Source organism: Sorangium sp. So ce375 (genome assembly GCF_051473855.1).
GTDB lineage: Bacteria > Myxococcota_A > Polyangia > Polyangiales > Polyangiaceae > Sorangium.
Genome location: NZ_CP150335.1, coordinates 8,367,893 through 8,387,709 on the forward strand (window position 1 = coordinate 8,367,893; position 19,817 = coordinate 8,387,709).

Below are 19,817 nucleotides of genomic sequence, written 5' to 3' on the forward strand. Positions count from 1 at the left end.
TTGTGATAGAGATATCCCCATGTCCGAAGCTGACTGGTTCGCGCTGAACCGCGCTGCCTGGAACGCGCGCACCCGCGTGCACCTGGCCTCGAAATTCTACGATCTGGCCTCGTTCCGGGCCGGCGCGAGCTCTCTCAAGCCGATCGAGCTCGAGCAGGTCGGCGACGTGCGCGGAAAGACGCTCCTCCACCTGCAATGCCATTTCGGGCAGGACACGCTCTCCTGGGCGCGGCTGGGCGCGCGCGTCACCGGGCTGGACCTCTCCGACGAGGCCATCGCGGCGGCGCGCGCGCTGGCGCAGGAGCTCTCGGTGGACGCGCGCTTCGTCGAGGCCAACGTCTACGACGCCCCCGGGGCCGTCGGCGGCGAGACGTTCGACATCGTCTTCACCTCGTACGGCGTCCTCGGGTGGCTCCCGGACATGACGCGCTGGGCGCGCGCGGCCGCTGCGTGCTTGAAGCCCGGGGGCGTCCTGCACCTCGTCGAGTTCCACCCGCTCGTGTGGACCTTCGACGACGCGTTCGAGCAGATCGCCTATGCGTACGACGGACACGGGGAGCCGATCGCCACCGAGCAGACAGGGACGTATGCCGACAGGAGCGCGCCCGTGACGCTGAAGGAGATCGGCTTCAACCACGGGATCGGGACGGTGGTGTCAGCGCTCCTCGACGCGGGCCTCGCGCTGGAGCGCCTGCGCGAGCTCGACTGGTCGCCCTACGACATCTTTCCGGACATGGTGGAAGGACCGCCCGGGCAGTTCCGCATGAAGAAGTTCGAGCGCCGACTGCCGCTCGTCTATGCGCTCGCTGCGCGGCGGCGCTCCTGAGAGCGAAGCGCCCTTCAGGCGGCGATCTCGTTCAGCGGGCTCTTCCGGCCGAGGCCACCGTAGAGGTCCTGGACGCGGCCTAGCCACACGAGGAGGGGATCGTCGACCTTGAGGAAGGGGGCGGTGGCGATCGACCCCACCCACAGCAGGAGGCCCGCGACGATGTAGTCCGCATAGCCGGGGTGCGCCCCCGCGAGGAACGGCGCGCCGCCCTTCAGCGTGAGCCGGACCGAATCGAAGCCGGCTCGCGCCGCGCCGAGCCGCTCCGCGCGGCCGCTGGCAAGCTCCTCCAGCGTGGAGCCGAGCAGCTTCTCCCGGGTCTGCCGGAAGTAGGCGCGATCTCGCTCGTGAGCGTGGTCGTGGATGTCCTTCACGTAACTCATCAGGAGCGATCTGCCGGCGCTCACGAACAGGCTGGCCTCGACGAAGCGGCAGAGCTCGCGCTCGGACGGCGAGGCGAAGAGGCGCGGCCGGTCGGGATAGGCCTTGTCGAGGTGGTCCGCGATCGCCCAGGAGTCGGAGACGGTCTCTCCGCCATCGTCGATGATCGGCACGGTCTTGTGCGCGCCGCCGGCGATCCCGGGGATGTCCGTGAGCCCGATCGGCACGGTGTCGAACGGAAGGCCCTTGTGGGCCAGCGCGTACTTGATCCGCCAGCAAAAGGGGCTCGGCCGGCGGTCATCCCGCACCTGCAGATCGTAGAGTCGGATCGCTGTCATGGCGGCGGCCATCTTCCGGTCGATGTGCACGCCGCGGCAAGCCCCTCGCACGCTCAGGGCGCCGTCGCTCCTCCGCCGCGGCCGTCACTTACCGTCGCTGGCACAGGACGCGCTCGTCGAGGGGGAGGCGCGCGCTGCGCTCCGGGTGCGCGAAGCTGTCGGGCGACCGCAGCGCGTCGCTGAGGCGCGCGTCGGCCAGCGCCACGAGCGCGGCCGGCGCGGCAGGCAGCGGGCCGTCGCACGCGATCGGCTGCACCATCGCGTAGACCATCGGACCGCGCTGGAGGAGGCTCTCGTACAGCGCGTGGCCGAAGACGAGCACCGCGGCCTCACCCTGCTGCACGGCGTCCCGAACCTCTTCGGCGCAGCGCTGCAGATCGGAGGCGTCGCCGAGGAGGGGCGCCGCGCGCGTGTCGGCGAGCAGCAGGAGCCCGCCCTCGTCGAGGAGCGCGAGCCCGTCCAGCTCGCGCGTGCGCGCCGGAGGGAGCGCCTCTGCGCCGGGATGGAGGCGCGCGGCGATCGCCCGGTGCTGGCGCGCGTGGAGCTCCGCCTTTGCGCGCGGGAACGCCGCCCACACAAGCATGTTGAGGAAGTCGTGCCAGTTCCTCGGACGCGTGGGCACGCAGCCCTCGACGTGGATGCGCGCGTCGTAGAGGGCGGAGGGGTCGACGGGCCCGCGCCGCCCGCGCCGGCGCGGCCGCGGCCTCTGCTCCGCGAAGCGCACGGGGAACCCCTCGCCGAGCGCCCGGTTGTAGTCCTCGACCGGCGGCCAGCCGGCGCACCCCGCGAACGCTTCAGCCAGGGGACGGATGGGCCAGTAGAGCCGGCTCTTCTCGTAGAAGAGCGGCTCCCAGGGGACAGGGGTGCTCCCTGATGCGCCGCTCGGGTGCGGCGCAGCTCGGCCGGCGGCGCTCACGCGGCGCAGCGTAGGAGCGGAGCGGCGAGAGCTCAAGCTGCGCGCAAGGCGGCGCCAGGACGCGCTGAGCGCGCGAGGCGACGACGGGAAGCTCGGCGCGCGTGAGGCCGGGTGCTGGGACCAGGGCCTGCCGGTCGCCCGGCAGGCCCCTTGTGGACCGAGCGCACCTGAGCGGGACAGCGAAGCGCTGGTATCCCGAGACTCCCTATTTCACCTGCTCGGTTTCCGAGAGCTCCAAATCCTACCATCAGGCGAAGAGAATTTGCGCCAAGCCGGGAGATCCGCTGTTCGCCATGGACGTTGTCGTGACGGATCTGCCCCCACGCCCGCCGTCCGCGTGTCATCCTGAGATAACGAGATGGCTCGCCTCGAAGACCGTTTGCCAGAGAACGTCCACGGCGATTATTTCGTCGACCGGTCGTGCATCGACTGCGACGTGTGCCGTCAGATCGCCCCCTCGGTGTTCGCGCGCGAGCCCGCCGTCGAGCAGAGCATCGTCGCTCGCCAGCCCGCGACGCCGGGCGAGCACCTCCGCGTGGCCATGGCGCTCGTGTCGTGCCCCACGGCGTCCATCGGCACGGCCGCGCCGGGGGGTATGGCCGCCGCCACCCTCGCCTTCCCCGAGCCGATCGAGGAGGATGTCTATTATTGCGGCTATACCTCGTCGTCCTCCTATGGCGCGGCGAGCTACCTCATCCGGCGACCCCAGGGCAACGTGCTCGTCGACTCGCCCCGCGCCGCCAGGCCGCTCCTGAAGCGCATCCGCGAGCTCGGCGGCGTCCGGACAATGGTGCTCACCCACCGTGACGACGTCGCCGATCACCGGATCTTCCACGACACCTTCGGGTGCGATCGCGTGATCCACGAGGGCGACGTGGAGGACGGAACAGCGCTCGCCGAGGTGAAGATCCAGGGGCTCGACCCCGTGGCCCTCGCGCCCGATCTCACGTTGATCCCCGTCCCGGGCCACACGCGGGGCAGCGTCGCCCTCCTCCTCCGGGACCGATACCTCTTCAGCGGGGATCATCTCTTCTTCTCCGGAGAGCTCGGGCGCCTCGACGCCTCGCGCGAGGTCTGCTGGTATTCCTGGGCGGAGCAGATCCGCTCGATGGAGCGCCTCCTCCAGCACCGGTTCACGTGGGTCCTTCCCGGCCACCTCCGCCGGTACCGCGCGCCCTCCGAGGACGCCATGCGCGCCGAGCTCGCCGAGCTCATCGATCGCATGAAGAGGGGGTGAAGCGGGCGCGGGCGAGCGCGCGCTTCGAAGGGTGGAGGTGGGCCCGCGCTTCAGGGCGCGGAGGCGGGCGACCGCCTCGACGAGCGGCCCGCCTCGGTCCGCCGGGCGCCGTGGTACCATCGCGCCCCTGATGACGCCGGACCTCATCGTTCGCGGGTTGCGGGTGGTCACCGGGGGCGCCGTGCGGCCGGCCTCCGTGCACATCCAGGGCGGCACCATCGTCTCCGTCGCTGGCTACGACGAGGTGCCGGAGGGCTGCCCCGTCGTGGACGCCCAGGGCGCGGTGGTGATGCCCGGGTTGGTCGATGCGCACGTGCACATCAACGAGCCGGGGCGGACCGAATGGGAAGGCTTCGAGACGGCGACGCGCGCCGCGGCCGCGGGCGGCGTCACGTCGCTCGTCGACATGCCCCTCAACAGCATCCCGCCGACGACGACGGTCGCGCACCTCGAGAAGAAGGCGCGCGCGGCGGAGGGCCGGTGCCTCGTCGACGTGGGCTTCTGGGGCGGCGCCGTCCCGGGCAACGCCGGAGAGCTGGTTCCGCTGCTCGAGGCCGGCGCGCTCGGCTTCAAGTGCTTCATGGTCGACTCGGGCGTGGCGGAGTTCGGCCACGTCGCCGAGGCGGACCTCCGGGCGGCGCTCGCGGTGCTCGCGGGCACGGGGGCGCCGCTGCTCGTCCACGCCGAGCTCCCTGGCCCCATCGACGCGGCGCGCGCGGCGATCGCCGGCCTCGATCCGCGCACGTACGCCGCCTACCTGCGCTCGCGCCCGCGCGAGGCGGAGGACGAGGCGATCGCCCTGCTCGCGTCGCTCTGCCAGGCGACGGGCGCTGCGGCGCACGTCGTCCACCTCTCGTCGGCCACGGCGCTCGAACTCCTGAGGCGGGCGCGCGACGGAGGCGCAGCGCTCTCCGCCGAGACGACGCCGCACTACCTGCACTTCGCCGCCGAGGAGATCCCGGACGGCGCGACGCCCTTCAAGTGCGCTCCGCCGATCCGGGAGCGGCAGAACCGCGAGGAGCTCTGGGCGGCGCTCGCGGGCGGCCTCATCGATTTCGTCGTCTCCGATCACTCCCCGTGCACCCCCGAGCTCAAGCGGCTCGAAGCCGGCGACTTCGACGCCGCCTGGGGCGGGATCTCGAGCCTGCAGCTCGGCCTGTCGATCGTCTGGACCGACGCCCGCCGCCGGGGCATCCCGCTCGAGCGGCTCTCGACCTGGCTGTGCCGGGGGCCCGCGAGGCTCGCCGGGCTGCGCCGCAAGGGGGAGATCGCGCGCGGGTTCGACGCCGATCTGGTGATCTGGGATCCCGAGGTGACCTTCCGGGTCGAGCCGCCGATCCTCCAGCACCGGCACAAGGTGACGCCGTACGCCGGAGAGGAGCTCCACGGCGCCGTCCAGGCCACCTACCTTCGCGGCGAGAAGGTCTATGAGCGCGGGAGCTTCCCCGCGGAGGCGAGAGGGCGATGGCTGAAGCGAGAGGGGTGACGGGGCCGGCGTTCGCGGAGGCGCTCGATCTGGCCTCGGAGCGCCTGGGCGGCGCGGTGCTCGCGGCGAACGACGAGTTCTTCGCGCCGAAAGAGAACCTGCTCAAGCCAGGAAAGGCGGTGTTCCTGGAGCACGAGTACACAGATCGCGGGAAGTGGATGGATGGCTGGGAGACGCGCAGGCGCAGGACTCCCGGGTTCGACTGGGCGCTCGTCCGGCTGGGGCTGCCCGGGATCGTCCGCGGGGTCATCGTCGATACGGCGTTCTTCCGGGGCAATTACCCCGAGCACTGCTCCATCGAGGCGTGCGCGGCGCGGACCGACGCGCCGGTCGAGGAGCTGCTCGACCCGCGGACCCACTGGGTCGAGATCCTGCCGCGCTCGCCGCTGGCCGGCGACTCGCAGAACGCGTTCGAGCTGAGCTGCTCTTCCCGGTTCACGCACCTCCGCCTGAACATCTACCCGGACGGCGGGGTGGCGCGGCTCCGGGTGCACGGCGATGCCCTCCCCGACGTTCGCCGGCAGGGCCGCGCGGGCGCGGAGATCGACCTCGCGGCCGCGGAGAACGGAGGGCGCGTGCTCTCGTGCAGCGACATGTTCTTCGGGGTTCGCCACAACCTCATCATGCCCGGCCGCGCGGCGAACATGGGAGACGGCTGGGAGACGCGCCGCCGGAGGGGGCCCGGGTACGACTGGGCGCTCGTGGCGCTCGCGGCTCAGGGCGAGATCGCGCGGATCGAGGTCGACACGAACCACTTCAAGGGCAATTACCCCGACAGCTGCATGATCGAGGGGATCGACGCGGCCGGACGCTCCGCGGCGGAGCTCGCCGGCGCGGCCGACTGGCTGGAGATCGTGCCGCGGACGAAGCTGCAGGCGCACACGCGCCACCTCTTCGAGGAAGAGCTCCGCGCGGCGGGGCCGTTCACGCACGTGCGCCTGAACATCTATCCTGACGGCGGCGTGAGCCGGCTCCGCATCTTCGGCAAGGCGACCCGGAGCGGCGCGGCCGAGCAGCGGCTCCGCTGGCTCGACGCGCTCACGGAGCCGGAGGCCGAGGCGGAGCTCCGCGTGGCGTGCGGCTCGTCGGCGTGGGCGTCGCAGGTGGCGGCTGCGCGGCCGTTCCGCGGCGAGGAGCACCTCTCCGCGGCGGCGGCGCAGGCCTTTGCGCGGCTCGCCCCGGAGGACTGGCTCGAGGCGTTCCGCGCGCACCCCCGCATCGGAGAGACCAGGCCGCAGGCGGAGGCCGCGGAGGCGAGCGCGACGGCGCGGCGCTTCTCCAGCCAGGAACAGGCGGGGATGAGCGCCGCGGCGCGCGAGACGCGGGAGGAGCTCGCGCGCTTGAACCGCGCCTACGACGAGAAATTCGGTTTCATCTACATCGTCTGCGCCACGGGCAAGAGCGCTGACGAGATGCTGGAGACGCTGCGCGCGCGGCTCGAGCACACGCCGGAGCAGGAGCTGCCCATCGCCGCGGACGAGCAGCGGAAGATCACGGCGATCCGGCTGAAGAAGCTGCTGTGGGGCGGCTAGATCCAGGGGGGCGCCGCCCCGAGGCGTGAGCTCGAAGCGCGAGGGGCGCGTCGGCGCCGGCGCATCCTGTCCGAGCGGTCGGGTCGTCCGAGCGTCGGGCGATCAGCGGGAGAGCTGGCCTCGCAGCGCGCCGTCCGGGAAATCGGCGGTGCGCACGGCGACGTAATACCTCTCCGGATCGCCGAGCAAAGCGCTCAGGTCGTCGCGGGCCGCGCTCACGCAGCCGCTGGAGCTGCCGCCGGTCGGCGGCATCAGCGTGATGATCGCGCGGCCCGCGCCGCCGCCGGAGCCCTCCTGGATGCGCGCCGCGGTCGCTGGCGCGATGCCGGCCACCGCGAGGTCGAAGCAGACCTCACCTCGATCGAGATCGAGCGTGACGCGGGCGGTGCCGCTCCCCTTCGGATCGCCGGCGCCGGGCACCTCGTCTCGCCCCGTCAGCGCCGCCGTGAGCAAACCGACCGGGCGCTCAGGCAACGCCGCGCGCGCCAGCGACGTCGCGAGGACGACGGCGCCCGATACGAACATCGTGAGGTGCTGCATGTCTCCCTCCTGCACATCACGGGGATGCGCGATGCGAGGGCGCCACGAAGAGCAAAGACGACGCCGTCCACGCCGCACATGCCGCCCCGCACGTCGGCCGATCGCTCGAGCGGCGAGGTTGCCGCGACGGACACGACGGATCGCGAGCGCGGCCGGAGCAGCGGCGGAGGAATCCGCATGAGCACGCCCGGCCCGTTGCGGCCAGGGCTCAGGGTTGACGACGAGCCCGCCTTCTGCCACGAGACGGGCGCGCGCGGGGCGCGCAGCGGAGGCACACGATGAGCACAGAGATCTCGAAGACCGACAACAACGACTGGACGATGCCCAAGCTCATCGCGCTCGCATTCACGACGCTCTTCGTGGCTTTCTCGGTCATCTACCTCATCTCGCCCTGAACGGCGCCTCACCGCGCAGGCGCCCACAAGGGCCGCCTGCGCTATAGCTGCCTCGCGCAGCGAAACCCGAGGGCGTCCGTCACATCGGCCGGGTCCCAGCCGTCCCGCAGGCGACTGGAGATGTCGTCCCCTTCGGGCTGCCACCAGCTGCCGCCGCGGATCACCCACGCGGAGCCGCGCTCGACGTTCGCGCAATCACGGCACGGCTGGGGGTATGTCCCCTCGAAGTCCAGGGTCCACTCCCACAGGTTCCCAGCGAGATCGGCCTGCCCCCACCGAGCGTCCCCCCTCGGTGATTTCGATCCGACAACCGCGCTGCCCGTCACGTCGAACACGGCGTATGTCGAGTTCGGAAACGCGTTGCCCCACGGATACGTCCGCTGCTCGCTCCCTCCGGCCGACGCGAAGTTCGACTCCGCCTCTGTCGGGAGCCTCCCGCCGTCCCAGGCGCAGAAGGCGAACGCGGCGGCGCGCTCGCGCGCTCCCGGTGGATGGGACGACGCTCTCGCGCGGACACGCGCTCAGCTGCCGCGGTACGTCGTGTAGCCATAAGGGCTGAGGAGCAGCGGAACGTGATGGTGCTGCGCCGGGTCCCGGACCTCGAAGAGGATCGACACCGTGGGATAGAAGCTCTCGTGTCCGAGCGCCGCGTAATAGGCGCCGGTGTGGAACGTGAGACGGTAGCGTCCCTGGATGGGCCGCTCGCCGGGCGGGAGCAGGCCTCTCTGCCGACCGTCATCGTCCGTCGTGCCGCGTCCGACCTCCCGGTAGCCGTCGCCGTCGCCGACCTCCAGCACCACCAGCACGCCCCTCGCCGGGCAGCCCCGCGACGTGTCCAGCACGTGCGTCGTGATCGCGCTCATCGGTCCTCCTCGCCGCTCGGGCTCTCCGCGAACCGGTCCACTCCGCTGCTCTCCTATCACGCGCTCCGGCGCGCCACGATGGCCTGAAACGATCGGCCCCTGAGCTCGTCCGGCGTGAGGCCCGTCCTCTCCACCGCCTCGCCTTCCGTCATCGCCCCCGCGCCGATCGCGCGCAGGAAGAAGCCCAGGAGCCCCTGCCCCGTCGCGGCGTCGTCGAACACCGTACCAGCGACGGTCGCCTGGGCGGCCCGCTCGACGAAGCTCCGCAGCCGAGCGGCGGCCGCCTCGACGCCCTCCAGGAAAAACGCGTAGGTGGCGGCGTAACGCACCGGGAGCTCCGCGGGGTGGAGGTCCCAGCCCTGGTAGTAGCCGCTCTCGAGCGCGCGGCGCACCTGCCCGTACTTCAGCCGCCATGCGCCCACGACCGCGCGCCGGTTCTCCTCGCTCTGCTGCGGCGTGAGCGGCGCGCCGCCGGGCCGCACGCGGTGCGGCCCCACGGGCAGGAGGTTGCTCGCACCGTCGGAGAGCCAGAGCCCCGAGCCGGCCAGGGAGACCTGCATCACGTGCCTCGCGAAGTCGCACGCCGGGTGGGCGAGGTGCTGGTGAGCGGCCGTGATCTCGCAGCTCGCCGTGTAATCGTACGCGCCGAAGTGCGCCGCCACGCACCGCCCGCGGGCCGCCTCGACAAGCCCGGGCAACGCGATCTCCCCGCGAGGACCGATGATCGAGGCGGGCGTCTCGACCATCAGCTCGATCCGGATCGAGCCGGTCGGCAGCCGCAGCGCGCTCTCGAGCGCGTCGAGGGCGTCGGCCAGCGCGGAGACCTGCTCGGGCGCGACCACCTTCGGCAGCGTCACCGCGAAGGCGGGCGGGAGCGCGCCGCCCGACGCGGCGGCGAGCGCGGAGAAGAAGACGTCGAGCGTCCTCAGGCTCCGCTCGGCGCACCCGTCGCCGAGCGGCTTGATCCTGATCCCGAGGAACGGAGGCAGGCCGCCCGCGGCCATGCCGAGGGCGACCTCGCGCGCTGCGGCCGCGGCGTGCGCGTCCTCTTCGTGGCCGGGGCGCACGCCGTACCCGTCCTCGAAATCGATGCGCAGGTCCTCCACGGGCTCGCTGCGGAGCTTGTCGAGCACGCGCGCGTACACCGCATGCGCGAGCCGCGCCGGCCCGAAGCCGCCCTCGGCCGCGCCTCCGCCCGCCTCGATCGCGGCCGCGAGCGCGAGGGCGTCGGCGCGCCCCTCCGGGAGCCCCTCGGCCCCCGGCAGGCCGATCGCCCGCGCGAAGGCGGCGAAGTCGGGCGCGTGCTCCTCGACGGCGCGGAGCGCCACCGCCCCGAGCTTCCGGGCGGTGTCGGCCTTGAACAGGTGGGCACCGCCGTAGACGGTATGGATCGGCTGGCGCCCGCCGGTGTGGTCGAAGACAGGACGCCCGTCGCGGAGGCGCGAGAGCGCGCAGCGCAGCGCTTCGGAGGAGAGGCTCGTCTGGAACATGGTGTGCCTTCAGCAGGGTGAGCGCACACGAGATGCCGCCTGATTCGGCACGTCAAGTAGCGCTCGCGCTCCTCGCGAGGAGGCGCCATGCTGCGGGCCGCGCCGCTCGAGCGAGCGCGAGGAGCGCTGCGCGCGCAACGGCGGCGTGAAGCGCGCCCCGGCGCCGCCGTTGCGCGCGCAGCGCTCGGGGTGTATCCGTCGTTGGAGGACTTCAATCGATGATGAGACGCCGAGACTTTCTTCGCGCCACCCTGGTGACCGCTGGTTCGGTGGTCGTACCGGCTGCCTGCACCGATGATGTGAAGCCCGCCGGCGCGTGCGCGGTGCACGAGGACGACGCGTTCTTCCCCCAGTCGGTGGCCTCCGGAGACCCGAGGCACGATAGCGTCGTGCTGTGGACCCGGCTCGTCGACGGCGAGCAGCAGGCGGATCTCAACCTGGCGCTCGTCGTCGCGCTCGACGAGGCGTTCACGCAGCTCGTGGCGCTCGAGCCGAGCTCCGACACCGTGGCCACCGTCGGGTCGAGCAGCACGCAGTTCCGCGTGACCGCCCGGGCGGAGTTCGATCACTGCGTCAAGGTCAAGGTGACCGGCCTGAGCCCCGGGACCACCTACTATTATCGCTTCTACTATACGACGGGAGAGGGCTGCGTCAGCTCACGCGTCGGGCGGACGCAGACGGCGCCCGCGCGGGACGCGGACGTGCCGGTGCGCTTCGCCTTCGTGTCCGGTCAGGACTACATCGGTCGCTATTACAACGCTTATGCGGCCCTGGCGAAAGAGCAGCTCGACTTCGTCGTCCACCTCGGGGGCTATATCTACGAGACGACCGGGGACCCGAGCCTCCAGGCACCGTCAGAGCAGCGCAGCATCTCCTTCTCCGACGTGAACGGCGCCATCGCCTTCCAGCCGGCGGAGGGCGCCGCCTACCACGCCGCCAAGTCGCTGAGCAATTACCGGGAGCTCTACAAGACGTACCGGTCCGACCGGGCGTTGCAGCGGGTACACGAGCTCTTTCCCATGATCGCTGTCTGGGGCGATCACGAGTTCTCCAACGATTGCCACGGCGCGACCGCGGCCTATCTCGATGGCCGAGAGCCGGAGACGGACGAGTACCGGCGCAAGGCGGCGAACCAGGCCTGGTTCGAGTACATGCCGGTCGACTACCCGAATGATCCGGCGGGCGACGACTTCCGCTACGACAGCGCGGTCGCGTATCCGGCGGACATCACCATCTACCGGGACTTCCCGTTCGGGCAGCACGTCCACCTCGTGATGACGGATCTACGCTCCTACCGCGCGGATCACCTGATCCCGGAGGACGCCTTTCCGGGGAAGGTCGTCGCGCAGAAGGCGGACCTCGATCTCGCGTTCGAAGGCGCAGCGGCAGAGCGCGCGGCGCTGGCCCCGTACATGAGCCTCTACATCGCTGACATCGACGGCATCGGGTGGTCGAAATACAAGGACGCGCTGGAGAAGGCCGCTCCCCTGTTCGGCTTCGACCCGCACCTCGGGTTCGCTCAGAACGAGACGCCGCGCCCCCTCAGCGCCGCCGTCGTCAACCAGATCGTGGCGAAGCTGAACGAGCAGAGCGCCGACCAGGTGCCCCTCATCAGCGCCGGCGACATGGCCTCCCTGGACCTCGGGATCGCCTACGCCGATCTCGGAAAGACGGACTATTACAGCGCGCTCGGGTCACGTTACTTCGTCGTCAAGGATACCTTCGACCCGGTGTCGACGATCGCCCTCACGGCCGACGCGGCGCGCGGTGTCGTTATGGGAGAGGCGCAGAGAGCCTGGTTCGAGAAGACGATGTCCGAGTCGCAGAGCACCTGGAAGGTGTGGGGGAATGAATACCGCCTTTCACAGCTCGCCGTCGCCATCACCGAGGACGCCGAGCCGGAGCCGCTCACCCGGCACATCTACCTGAGCTGTGACGGCTGGGACGGCTTCCGCAAGGAACGCAACGAGCTGCTCGAGGTGCTCGCCTCGGTCCCGGGCAACGTGGTGTCGATCACCGGCGATCTCGGCGCCTTCCTCGCAGGGACACCGGCAGTGGACAACACCGCCTCCACAGCCAAGATCGTGGAATTCGGCGGCTCCGCGATCTCGTCGGCCACGTACAGCTCGGTGCTGGCGAAGCAGGTGGCGAGCCATCCAGCGCTGAAAGGCGCCTTGAGCGAGAAGACGATCGACGGCCTCCTCGTCGACAGCACGACGAAGGTCAATCCGCACCTCGCCTTCAGCAACGCCAGCAGCAACGGGTTCTGCGTCGTCGAGGCGAATGCCGACGAGCTCGTCGTGAGCATGCACATGATCCCCGAAGACGCGCTCGCCGCCCCCCTGTACGAAGAGACGGACGCGGCGGCGCTCGAGGGTCAGATCACGATCGCGCGGTACAAGACGAAGGCGGGCGAGCCCGAGCTGTACTGGGACGACGCGGGCAGCTGGAAGAAGTGGAACCCGGACACCGCGACCTGGGACGTCGACGCCTGATCCCTTCCATCGGCCGTGCTGGTCGGCGGCACCGGCCGACCAGCGCGCGCAGGGGGCGGCACGCGGCCTCAGGCTCCGAGCAACGCCTCTAGCGCGCCAGCATCACCACGGTGCCGTCACGGCAGGCGATCGCCATCCTCTCCTCGCCGGCAGGGACGACGGCGACCGGCGCGGAGCAGACGCGCTCGGCCGCGATGGAGACGTTGCCGTCCGCCTCGACGACGCCGGCGCGTCCGCCCGCGCGCACGAAGCCGACGCGGCCGGTGCGATCGATCACGACCGGTGGGCTCGACTTCGCGTCCGCCGGGCCGAAGAAGCCGGAGAGCCCGGCGTCGGCGGGCGCCGTGCCGCCTGGGGGCCTGTCGATCACGACCCGGAACGCCTGATCGCCCGAGGCGTTGACCCCGAGGAGCAGGCCGGTCGTCGACAAGACCACGGCCACGCCCCCGACGCCGATGGCGGGCGGCCCGTCGAGCGCGCTGAAGGCCGCGCCGGCCCGGACCACGGCGGTCCCGGTCGGCAGATCCAGCGCGACCAGGCGGCGGCCATCGACGACCGCGAGCAGCGTGCGGGCGTCGGCGAGGGCGGCGCCGCGGCGAGGCACGCCGCCGAGAGAGCCGACGCGCCTCGGCGCGCCGGGCGGGCGCCAGGCCAGCACCGCGCCCGACTCGGTGGTCACGAGCGTACCGTCGGGGCCCGCGAGCAGGGCGCCCGTCGCGCGCTCCGCGATCTCGGCGCGGGCGCGCACGCTCCCGTCCGCGGCGAGCTCGACGAGCGAGCGCCCGAGGGCCGCCACGAGCCCGCCGTCGTCGAGCGCGAGGGGCGTCACGTCGGCGTCGCGCCCGCGGAGGCCGAGGGGGACAGCGAAGCGCACGCTGCCCGCAGGCGTGAGCCCGACGGCGACGCCGGACGAGGTGATGAGCGCGACGGTGCCGTCGCTCGTGAGCACGGCGGGCGCGAGCGGCGCGCTGTCGCCGATGCGCACGCGCCAGCGCTCCCGGCCGTCCGCGCCCAGCTTGACGACCTCGGGGACCGTCAGCGTGAGGACGAGATCGCCCGCGGCGTCCGCGAGCGGCGCGGCGTCGATGCCGCCGCGGAGCTGTCTTCGCCATGCCTCGCGCGCGGGGAAGGGCAGCCGCGCGGCGGAGCGGCCCGTGCGGCGCGCGTCGAGCCGCTCGCTCGGGGCGAAGCCGCGGGGCGCGCCGACCACGATCGTGTGCGGCCGGCTCGTGTCGACGGTGTCGGCGAAGGCGAGCGGCGCCGCGGCGGAGAGCAGGATCGCGGCCGCGGCGAGGCCCGCCCTCCGAGCGCGGCGTGGCTTTCGCGGGCTGCACGCCGTCGTGCGCGCGGCGCTCATCGGGCGCCCTTCACGGTGAACTCGACCCCCACCTCGGGGATCTCGGCGCCGCCCGGCGCGACGAACGGCGGCGCGACGCTGCCGTAGGCGGTGAGGATGTCGCCGCGCTGGGCGGGGTTGTCGGCGCCGTGGACGAGCCGGACCTTGCACGCGTCCGGAGAGCGCGGCGCGGCGCCTGCGCTCGCGGCGGTCGCGCCGCCCGCCTTGCAGCCGGACGCGGGCGGCACCGAGAGCAGGATCAGCGTCGCGTAACCCTGCCGGCGCACCTCGAGGACCTCGCCGGTCACCGCGATCGGCTTGCCGATGTTGTCCTTCGCGCCCGCGGCGAGCTCCGCGTACCCGATGGGGCCGCGGCCGGCGAACTCCTTCGCGGCGGTGTCGAGCCGGTCGACGCGGCGCACCGCGATCTTCGCGATGCGCGGCGCCATGCCCTGCATCTTCGCGCGCACCTCGAACTGGGTCGCGCCCACAGACGAGACGTTCATCACGTGCGCGAAGGTGCCGTCGGGGCGAACCGCGATCGGGTGCGCGCCGGCGAAGATCTGCGCGCCGCGGGCCGTGCGCCCGGCGAGCACGAAGCTCTCCTTGTCGATGACCACGCTCGGGCCGGGCGCCTCGATGCTGAGCGGGACGATGCCGACCGCGACGCTCACCATGCCCTGCTCGCGTGGGCCGTCGGGCGGCGTGACGGTGTACGGCACCTGCCGGCTCAGCGTCTTCGTCTCGTCCGAGAGCCCCTCGACCGCGGCGGTGACGTCGATCGACTCGATGGCCCGGCCGCTCGTGAGCGCGACCTCCTTGCCGTCGAGGAGCACCTGCGTCCCCTTGCTCGCCTCGACCACGACCTGGATCGAGGGCCGCTCCCCTTGCAGCGTGCCGAGGTCGGGGCGGATCCGGTAGGCGACGTGGATGGCGACGCCGACCGTCTCGTCGCGCCCGCTGCCGGGGCGGTCGATGGCGACCTTCATCCGGTTTTCGCCGACGGAGAGCGGGCTCGCGAGCGGTATCTGCGCGACGCGGCCGGCGATGGTCGCGCGCCCCTCGCCGATGGAGACCGCCGTGCCGTCAGGGCAGCTGTCGCACCGGAGCTCGATGAGCTCGCGGCCTTCGGCGTCGGCGCGTGCGCGCGCGGTCACCGGCGGAGCGCTCGGCCAGAGCAGCGCGAACAGGACCGCGCCGAGCGCGAGCACGCCGCCCGCGACGACGACCGCGACGGCCCGACGCGACGTGCGCGGGCGCCTTTGGGCCTGCGGCGGCGGGAGCCGCTGCTTCAGGCGGTGGGGGCGCATGAGCGCCGGGTTCTGCAGCGGAGGTGCACGGAAGCGCGCCGGCGCGATCGTGGCGCCGAGCTCTCCGGCCGGCTGGTAGCGCGCGTCGAGCTCGAGATCGGGCTCGGCCGGGGCGCCGGGCGCGAGCGGCGCGATGCCCGGCCGCGCGACGCCGACCAGCGTTCGGGACACGGCGGGCAGCGGCGCCGGACCGCGCGACGGCGCGAGGCCGGGGGCGATCGGCACGGTGTGATCGAGGCGGAGCTCGCTCGGCGCTCCGTGCAGCGGCGCGACCGGAGTCGCGTGCGCCGGCGCGATCGGAGCCGCGTGCGCCGGCGCGGTCGGAGCGGCGGGCGCGTCGAGGCGCGCTCCCGGGGCGGCTGCAGCCGGGGTCCCCGCGACAAGCGTGCCCCCGGACAGGCGCGGATCGGCCTGCGCGGGCGCCGCGCCGAAGATCGCGGCGGGCATGCCGACGATCGTGCGCGAGGCGGCGCCCGGCCCGCCGGCCATGGGCGGCAGCGCGGCCTTGCCCGGGCCCGCGCCCCCCGGATCGGCCGGCGTGGACGGCGTCTGTCGGAGCAGGTCGGGGAGCGTGACCCCGACCATGGTGCGGGCCGCGGGCTTCATCCCATAGTAACCGGCTGCTCCGCCCGGCGGCGCGAGGGCGGCGCCGCAGTGCGGGCACGCGATCGAGCCCTCGGGTACGGGTCTCCCGCAGTGCGGGCAATGCATGGCGCCATGGTAGCGAGGAACCGCGGCGCGGTCAGGCTCCGGGCGCTGCGGCCGGCGCGCGGCGCCTCCCGGGCGGCCGGAAATGCCGGCAACGAGCGGGAGAGGACGCTCCCCGCGGCTCTGGAGCGGGCGCACGGCGCAACAGTTGGCCCAGGCGCGGCAAGTGGGCTAACGCGGACGTATGCTCGCGAAGCGCATCATTCCGTGCCTCGATGTCAAAGACGGCCGCGTCGTGAAGGGCGTCCGCTTTGTGGGGCTGCGGGACGCCGGCGATCCCGTCGAGGCCGCCCGCCGTTACGACGCCGAGGGCGCGGACGAGATCACGTTCCTCGACATCACCGCGTCGCACGAGAAGCGCGGCATCATCCTGGACGTCGTGGCGCGCACGGCGGAGGTGCTGTTCACGCCGCTCACGGTCGGAGGCGGCGTCCGGTCCGAGCAGGACATCGAGGCGCTCCTCAACGCGGGGGCCGACAAGGTCGCGATCAACACGGCCGCCGTCAACGATCCCGACCTCGTGCGGCGCGCCGCGGACCGGTGGGGTGCGCAGGCGATCGTGGTGGCGATCGACGCGCGCCGGATCGCGGATCCCTCGCGCGTGGCCTGGACGGTGGTGACCCACGGCGGCCGGCGGGACACGGGGCGCGACGCGGTCGCGTGGGCCGAGGAGATCGCGCGCGCGGGCGCCGGCGAGCTGCTCGTGACGAGCATGGATCGCGACGGCACGCGGGACGGCTACGACCTCCTCCTGACCGCCGCCATCGCGCGGGCCGTGCCGGTCCCGGTGATCGCGTCGGGCGGCGTCGGGACGCTGGATCACCTGCGCGCCGGCCTCGTCGAGGGCGGCGCCGACGCCGCGCTCGCCGCGTCGATCTTCCACGACGCCGAGTACACGATCGGCGAAGCGAAGGCGTACCTCGAGGCGGCGGGGGTGCCGGTCAGGCCGGCGCGCGCGGGCGGGCCGGGCGATGCTGCAGGTCGGGGGCGCTCGTGAGCGCTTGCGTCACGCTGGAGGAGGTCGTCGCCGCGGCGCAGGCGCGGAGCGCCTCGCTGGTGCCGGAGACCTCGGGTTACCTCGCGCTTGCGGTCAGCGACGCGACGTCCCGCCTGCCCCTCAGGCTCGACGATCGCGCGGTGCTGCTCACGACCGAAGGCACCGTCACGGTGCGCGCGCGCGGCGAGGCGGTGGCGCCGACCGAGGCCGCGCGGCTGCTGCGCGACCTGCTCGCCCGGCTCCTCGCCGCGTCCGCCGGCAGCATGCCGAACCTCACGGCGACGGCGCGCCCGCGCCCCGCGTCCGAGCAGGACCCGGAAGCGGTCGCGCGGGAGCTCGAGGCCGCGCTGATCCCCGTGAACCGCAACGCCGCCCGGCGGGCGCTGGCGCGGCTCGCCCGTGAGACGCTGCGCGCCAAGGAGGCGGGTCGGCTAAAGCGCCCGCGCCCGGACGTCCAGGCGAAGCCCGCGGCGCCGGAAGCGAACGAGACGCAGCCGCCCGCGCGACCGGAGCACGAGCGGCGCGACGCGATCTCCGCTGCCCCGCGCGGCGACGTCTCCGCTGCGCCCCTGGCGCCTCCGATCGTGGAGCTCACGCTCAGCCCCGGACCGGTCGCACCTGCGGTCGTGGAGCTCACGCTCAGCCCCGGGCTGTTCGCGTGTGAAACGGCAGCGGCGATTCCGGCGCCCGCGGGTGCGAGCGATGGTGCCAGGGCGGTGGCCGTCGAGGCGCGTCCCGAGGTCGCATCGGAGCTCGCGCGCGCCGGCGAGCACGTCGAGGCGCCCGAGCGCTCATCGTTCGCCGGAGAGCATGTCGAGGCGCTGCCGGAGCCGACCCCGACCGTCGTGCAGGCGGTGGTGGAGCTCGATGAGGGCGCACCGGCCGAGATCCCGGCCATCCCGGAGCTCATCGAGCCGGCTCGGTCGATCGCGCCCGTGGCGCCGATGGCGCGCGCGGCGGAGATCGCTCCTGAAGAAGCGCGCGCCGCAGCGGCGCCATCGCTCGTCGCCTTCAGCCCCTCTGGCTGCGGCGAGGCGCTCACGAGCCCCGAGGGGATCGAGGTGCTCCTCGTCGACTTCTCTCCTGGTCCTGCCGGCGTCGCGCCGTCTCCCCGGGAACCGACGCCGACCGAGTCGATCCTCGTCGAGCTCTCCCCGGATCCCGCCGACGTCGTGCCGCTCTCGCAGGAGCCGACGCCGACCGTGGCCACGGCCGTCTGGACGGAGGCGGTTGCGGCCGAGGAGGCCGTGCTCGCCCGCGTGGCGGAGGCGCCCGCCGACGAGACCGACGTCCCGGAGCCCATCGAGACGTCGCGCGCGCCCGCCATCCAGTTCATGGCGGCGGAGGCGGCGCTCCAGGTCACACCGGCCTATGGCGCCTGGCCGCTCGTCCGTCGGGCGGAGCTCGCCGTGCCTGCGGGTCCTCGATCGGCTGTCTCGCCGTTCGACGAGACGCCGGCAGCGCGGCACACGCTGCCCTGGCCCCTTCCGGCGCGGCGCGATGACGGCGCTCAGGCCGCGCCGGTCCCGACGGGTCCGGCCGCGCCGGTCGAGGCCTTGCTGGCGACGGAAGCCGACGGTCCGGAACCCGCGCACGCCGCTGCTGCGCCTGCGGATGCAGCGCCATCGCAGCTGCCTGCAGACGCAGCGCCAGCGGAACCGCCTGCGGACGCAGCGCCAGCGGAACCGCCTGCGGACGCAGCGCCAGCGCAGCCACCTGCGGACGCAGCGCCGTCAGCGCAGCCACCTGCGGACGCGGCGCCCGCGCAGCTACCTGAAGCGCCAGCGGAACCGCCTGCGGACGCAGCGCCAGCGGAACCGCCCGCGGATCTGCCTCCCGCGCAACCGCCCCTGGACGCAGCGCCGGCTCAGCCCCTCGCGGACGCAGCGCCCGACGAACCGCCCGCGGACGCAGCGCCGACGGAGACGCCGTGCCCGCCGGAGCTCGGTCCCGTCGATGCGATCGTGTGGAACGCCTCGCGGCGATCCCGGAGCGCTCGCCCTCCTGCAGATGCTGTCGGCGCAGGCGCTTCCCGGGTCGACGAGCTCGTCGCGCGCTTCGTGGCGCAGTCCGAGCACAGCGCGCAGCGCCGTGCGGCGCGCAGCATGAAGGCGCTCGCTGGCCTCGACCCCACCCTCACGCCGCCTCCGGTCGCTGCCATCTCCGCTGCCTCCGCGCTCGGCATCCCCGGTGCGCGCCCACCGCTCGCCGGGGTGGTGCGTCCTGTTGCATCCGAGCCCGCCTCGCCCGAATCCGCTCGGGTCGTCCTGGTTGACGACGACGACAGGCCGCCTGCGCCGCTGGTCGCCCCGCGCCGGAGGGGTCTGTCCTTGTGGCTTGCGCTCCTCGCGCTCGCCCTGCTCTTCGCCGGGCTCGCTGGAACGCTGCGGCCCGATGTCTTCGCCTCGCTGACGGAGGCGCTCGCGCGGGGAGCTCTCCACGCCATCCCGCGCGCGGAGGCGAGGACGCCTTCCCCTCACGATTGACGTTGCCCCTGGGGAGCGACGACACTCGACGCCATGCAAGAGCAGAGCATGGCGATCGTGAAGTCGCTCGTGAGCGTGGCGTGGGCGGACGGCGAGTTCCACGACGCCGAGCGAGAGATGGTGGAGGGGCTGATCGCGGCGTTCGAGGCGAACGAGGACCAGGCGAAGGAGATCCGCGCCTACGCCGCCCAGCGAAGGACCCTCGACGATGTGGCCCTCGGCGAGCTCGGCGGCGACGATCGCCGCGCGCTGCTGCAGCACGCGGTCCTGCTCACCTTCGTCGACGGCGAGCAGCACGACGCGGAGAAGCAGTACATCGCCGCGTTGAGCAAGAAGCTCGAGCTCTCCGAGCCAGAGTCCGAGCAGATCATCCAGGCAGCCGAGGCCCGCGCCCGACGCCTCCTGACCTTGCTCTGACGCGGACGGCGGAGCTCGGCGCGCCCCAGCAGCGCCTGACGCACCGAAAAGCGCGATCCGCTGC

The 19,817-nt window shown here is 73.0% G+C and carries 15 protein-coding genes and 1 pseudogene; 8 read left to right on the plus strand and 8 right to left on the minus strand.

The genetic code is table 11. The annotated features are described in order from the left end of the window. Positions 1–19 precede the first annotated feature (19 nt). Positions 20–826, plus strand: coding sequence for a class I SAM-dependent methyltransferase (locus WME90_RS30970; RefSeq protein WP_437275630.1), 807 nt, complete (start codon positions 20–22; stop codon positions 824–826). A gap of 14 nt (positions 827–840) precedes the next feature. On the opposite strand, the gene WME90_RS30975 is transcribed toward WME90_RS30970, so the two are convergent. Together WME90_RS30975 and WME90_RS30980 are read right to left on the minus strand one after the other, a co-directional pair. Further along, positions 841–1,545 carry a glutathione S-transferase family protein gene (locus WME90_RS30975; RefSeq protein ID WP_437275631.1) on the minus strand — a complete coding sequence of 235 codons (705 nt, stop codon included), beginning with the start codon at positions 1,543–1,545 and terminating at the stop codon, positions 841–843. Between the two features lie 88 nt (positions 1,546–1,633). Then, positions 1,634–2,461, minus strand: a complete 828-nt coding sequence (locus WME90_RS30980; protein ID WP_437275632.1) for a DUF3025 domain-containing protein — start codon at positions 2,459–2,461, stop codon at positions 1,634–1,636. Between the two features lie 358 nt (positions 2,462–2,819). Here WME90_RS30980 and WME90_RS30985 point away from each other — a divergent pair, with 358 nt between their 5' ends. The 3 genes from WME90_RS30985 to WME90_RS30995 all read left to right on the plus strand — a co-directional run bounded on the left by WME90_RS30985 (position 2,820) and on the right by WME90_RS30995 (position 6,716). Beyond that, positions 2,820–3,698, plus strand: a complete 879-nt coding sequence (locus WME90_RS30985; RefSeq protein ID WP_437275633.1) for an MBL fold metallo-hydrolase — start codon at positions 2,820–2,822, stop codon at positions 3,696–3,698. Positions 3,699–3,828: 130 nt separating this feature from the next. Continuing rightward, positions 3,829–5,184 carry an allantoinase AllB gene (allB, locus tag WME90_RS30990; protein ID WP_437275634.1) on the plus strand — a complete coding sequence of 452 codons (1,356 nt, stop codon included), beginning with the start codon at positions 3,829–3,831 and terminating at the stop codon, positions 5,182–5,184. Continuing rightward, the gene (locus tag WME90_RS30995) at positions 5,163–6,716 is read left to right on the plus strand and encodes an allantoicase (RefSeq protein WP_437275635.1); all 1,554 of its coding nucleotides are present in this window, start codon (positions 5,163–5,165) and stop codon (positions 6,714–6,716) included. The genes allB and WME90_RS30995 overlap by 22 nt, the downstream gene beginning before the upstream one ends. Before the next feature lie 102 nt (positions 6,717–6,818). Here the strand turns inward: WME90_RS30995 and WME90_RS31000 are convergent, their stop codons facing one another. The 4 genes and pseudogenes from WME90_RS31000 to WME90_RS31015 form a co-directional block, all read right to left on the minus strand. Further along, positions 6,819–7,256 carry a CHRD domain-containing protein gene (locus tag WME90_RS31000; protein ID WP_437275636.1) on the minus strand — a complete coding sequence of 146 codons (438 nt, stop codon included), beginning with the start codon at positions 7,254–7,256 and terminating at the stop codon, positions 6,819–6,821. Between the two features lie 436 nt (positions 7,257–7,692). Further along, a pseudogene (locus WME90_RS31005) lies at positions 7,693–8,058 on the minus strand (formylglycine-generating enzyme family protein); the annotation flags it as partial. 114 nt (positions 8,059–8,172) lie between these two features. Next, the gene (gene uraH / locus WME90_RS31010; protein ID WP_437275637.1) at positions 8,173–8,514 is read right to left on the minus strand and encodes a hydroxyisourate hydrolase; all 342 of its coding nucleotides are present in this window, start codon (positions 8,512–8,514) and stop codon (positions 8,173–8,175) included. A 56-nt stretch (positions 8,515–8,570) separates the two neighbouring features. Beyond that, complete coding sequence (locus tag WME90_RS31015; RefSeq protein WP_437275638.1) at positions 8,571–10,004, minus strand: DUF6986 family protein; 1,434 nt, start codon at positions 10,002–10,004, stop codon at positions 8,571–8,573. Between the two features lie 218 nt (positions 10,005–10,222). On the opposite strand from WME90_RS31015, the gene WME90_RS31020 reads away from it, so the two are divergent. Continuing rightward, on the plus strand, positions 10,223–12,499 hold the full coding sequence (locus tag WME90_RS31020) for an alkaline phosphatase D family protein (RefSeq protein ID WP_437275639.1): 2,277 nt from the start codon (positions 10,223–10,225) through the stop codon (positions 12,497–12,499). Between the two features lie 88 nt (positions 12,500–12,587). Here WME90_RS31020 and WME90_RS31025 read toward each other — a convergent pair whose 3' ends face one another. Together WME90_RS31025 and WME90_RS31030 are read right to left on the minus strand one after the other, a co-directional pair. Beyond that, positions 12,588–13,856, minus strand: coding sequence for a hypothetical protein (locus tag WME90_RS31025; protein ID WP_437275640.1), 1,269 nt, complete (start codon positions 13,854–13,856; stop codon positions 12,588–12,590). Further along, the gene (locus WME90_RS31030) at positions 13,853–15,856 is read right to left on the minus strand and encodes a zinc-ribbon domain-containing protein (RefSeq protein ID WP_437275641.1); all 2,004 of its coding nucleotides are present in this window, start codon (positions 15,854–15,856) and stop codon (positions 13,853–13,855) included. Before WME90_RS31030 ends, WME90_RS31025 begins: the two co-directional genes overlap by 4 nt. Positions 15,857–16,037: 181 nt before the next feature. Between WME90_RS31030 and hisF the strand changes: the two genes are divergently transcribed. From hisF to WME90_RS31045, 3 genes are read left to right on the plus strand one after another with little or no spacing between them, the layout of a single operon-like run. Next, complete coding sequence (gene hisF, locus WME90_RS31035; protein ID WP_437275642.1) at positions 16,038–16,850, plus strand: imidazole glycerol phosphate synthase subunit HisF; 813 nt, start codon at positions 16,038–16,040, stop codon at positions 16,848–16,850. After that, positions 16,847–19,336 (plus strand): hypothetical protein, encoded by a 2,490-nt coding sequence (locus tag WME90_RS31040; protein ID WP_437275643.1) that lies wholly within the window; start codon positions 16,847–16,849, stop codon positions 19,334–19,336. Before hisF ends, WME90_RS31040 begins: the two co-directional genes overlap by 4 nt. A 33-nt stretch (positions 19,337–19,369) precedes the next feature. Further along, a complete protein-coding gene (locus WME90_RS31045) occupies positions 19,370–19,753 on the plus strand; it encodes a TerB family tellurite resistance protein (RefSeq protein ID WP_437275644.1) in 384 nt (127 codons plus the stop codon). Positions 19,754–19,817 lie beyond the last annotated feature (64 nt).

Coding starts and splice junctions, on each gene's coding strand:
- WME90_RS30970 (WP_437275630.1), top strand. CDS start 20: ATGTCCGAAGCTGACTGGTTCGCGCTGAACCGCGCTGCCTGGAACGCG.
- WME90_RS30975 (WP_437275631.1), bottom strand. CDS start 1,545: ATGACAGCGATCCGACTCTACGATCTGCAGGTGCGGGATGACCGCCGG.
- WME90_RS30985 (WP_437275633.1), top strand. CDS start 2,820: ATGGCTCGCCTCGAAGACCGTTTGCCAGAGAACGTCCACGGCGATTAT.
- allB (WP_437275634.1), top strand. CDS start 3,829: ATGACGCCGGACCTCATCGTTCGCGGGTTGCGGGTGGTCACCGGGGGC.
- WME90_RS30995 (WP_437275635.1), top strand. CDS start 5,163: ATGGCTGAAGCGAGAGGGGTGACGGGGCCGGCGTTCGCGGAGGCGCTC.
- WME90_RS31000 (WP_437275636.1), bottom strand. CDS start 7,256: ATGCAGCACCTCACGATGTTCGTATCGGGCGCCGTCGTCCTCGCGACG.
- uraH (WP_437275637.1), bottom strand. CDS start 8,514: ATGAGCGCGATCACGACGCACGTGCTGGACACGTCGCGGGGCTGCCCG.
- WME90_RS31015 (WP_437275638.1), bottom strand. CDS start 10,004: ATGTTCCAGACGAGCCTCTCCTCCGAAGCGCTGCGCTGCGCGCTCTCG.
- WME90_RS31020 (WP_437275639.1), top strand. CDS start 10,223: ATGATGAGACGCCGAGACTTTCTTCGCGCCACCCTGGTGACCGCTGGT.
- WME90_RS31025 (WP_437275640.1), bottom strand. CDS start 13,856: ATGAGCGCCGCGCGCACGACGGCGTGCAGCCCGCGAAAGCCACGCCGC.
- WME90_RS31030 (WP_437275641.1), bottom strand. CDS start 15,856: ATGCATTGCCCGCACTGCGGGAGACCCGTACCCGAGGGCTCGATCGCG.
- hisF (WP_437275642.1), top strand. CDS start 16,038: ATGCTCGCGAAGCGCATCATTCCGTGCCTCGATGTCAAAGACGGCCGC.
- WME90_RS31045 (WP_437275644.1), top strand. CDS start 19,370: ATGCAAGAGCAGAGCATGGCGATCGTGAAGTCGCTCGTGAGCGTGGCG.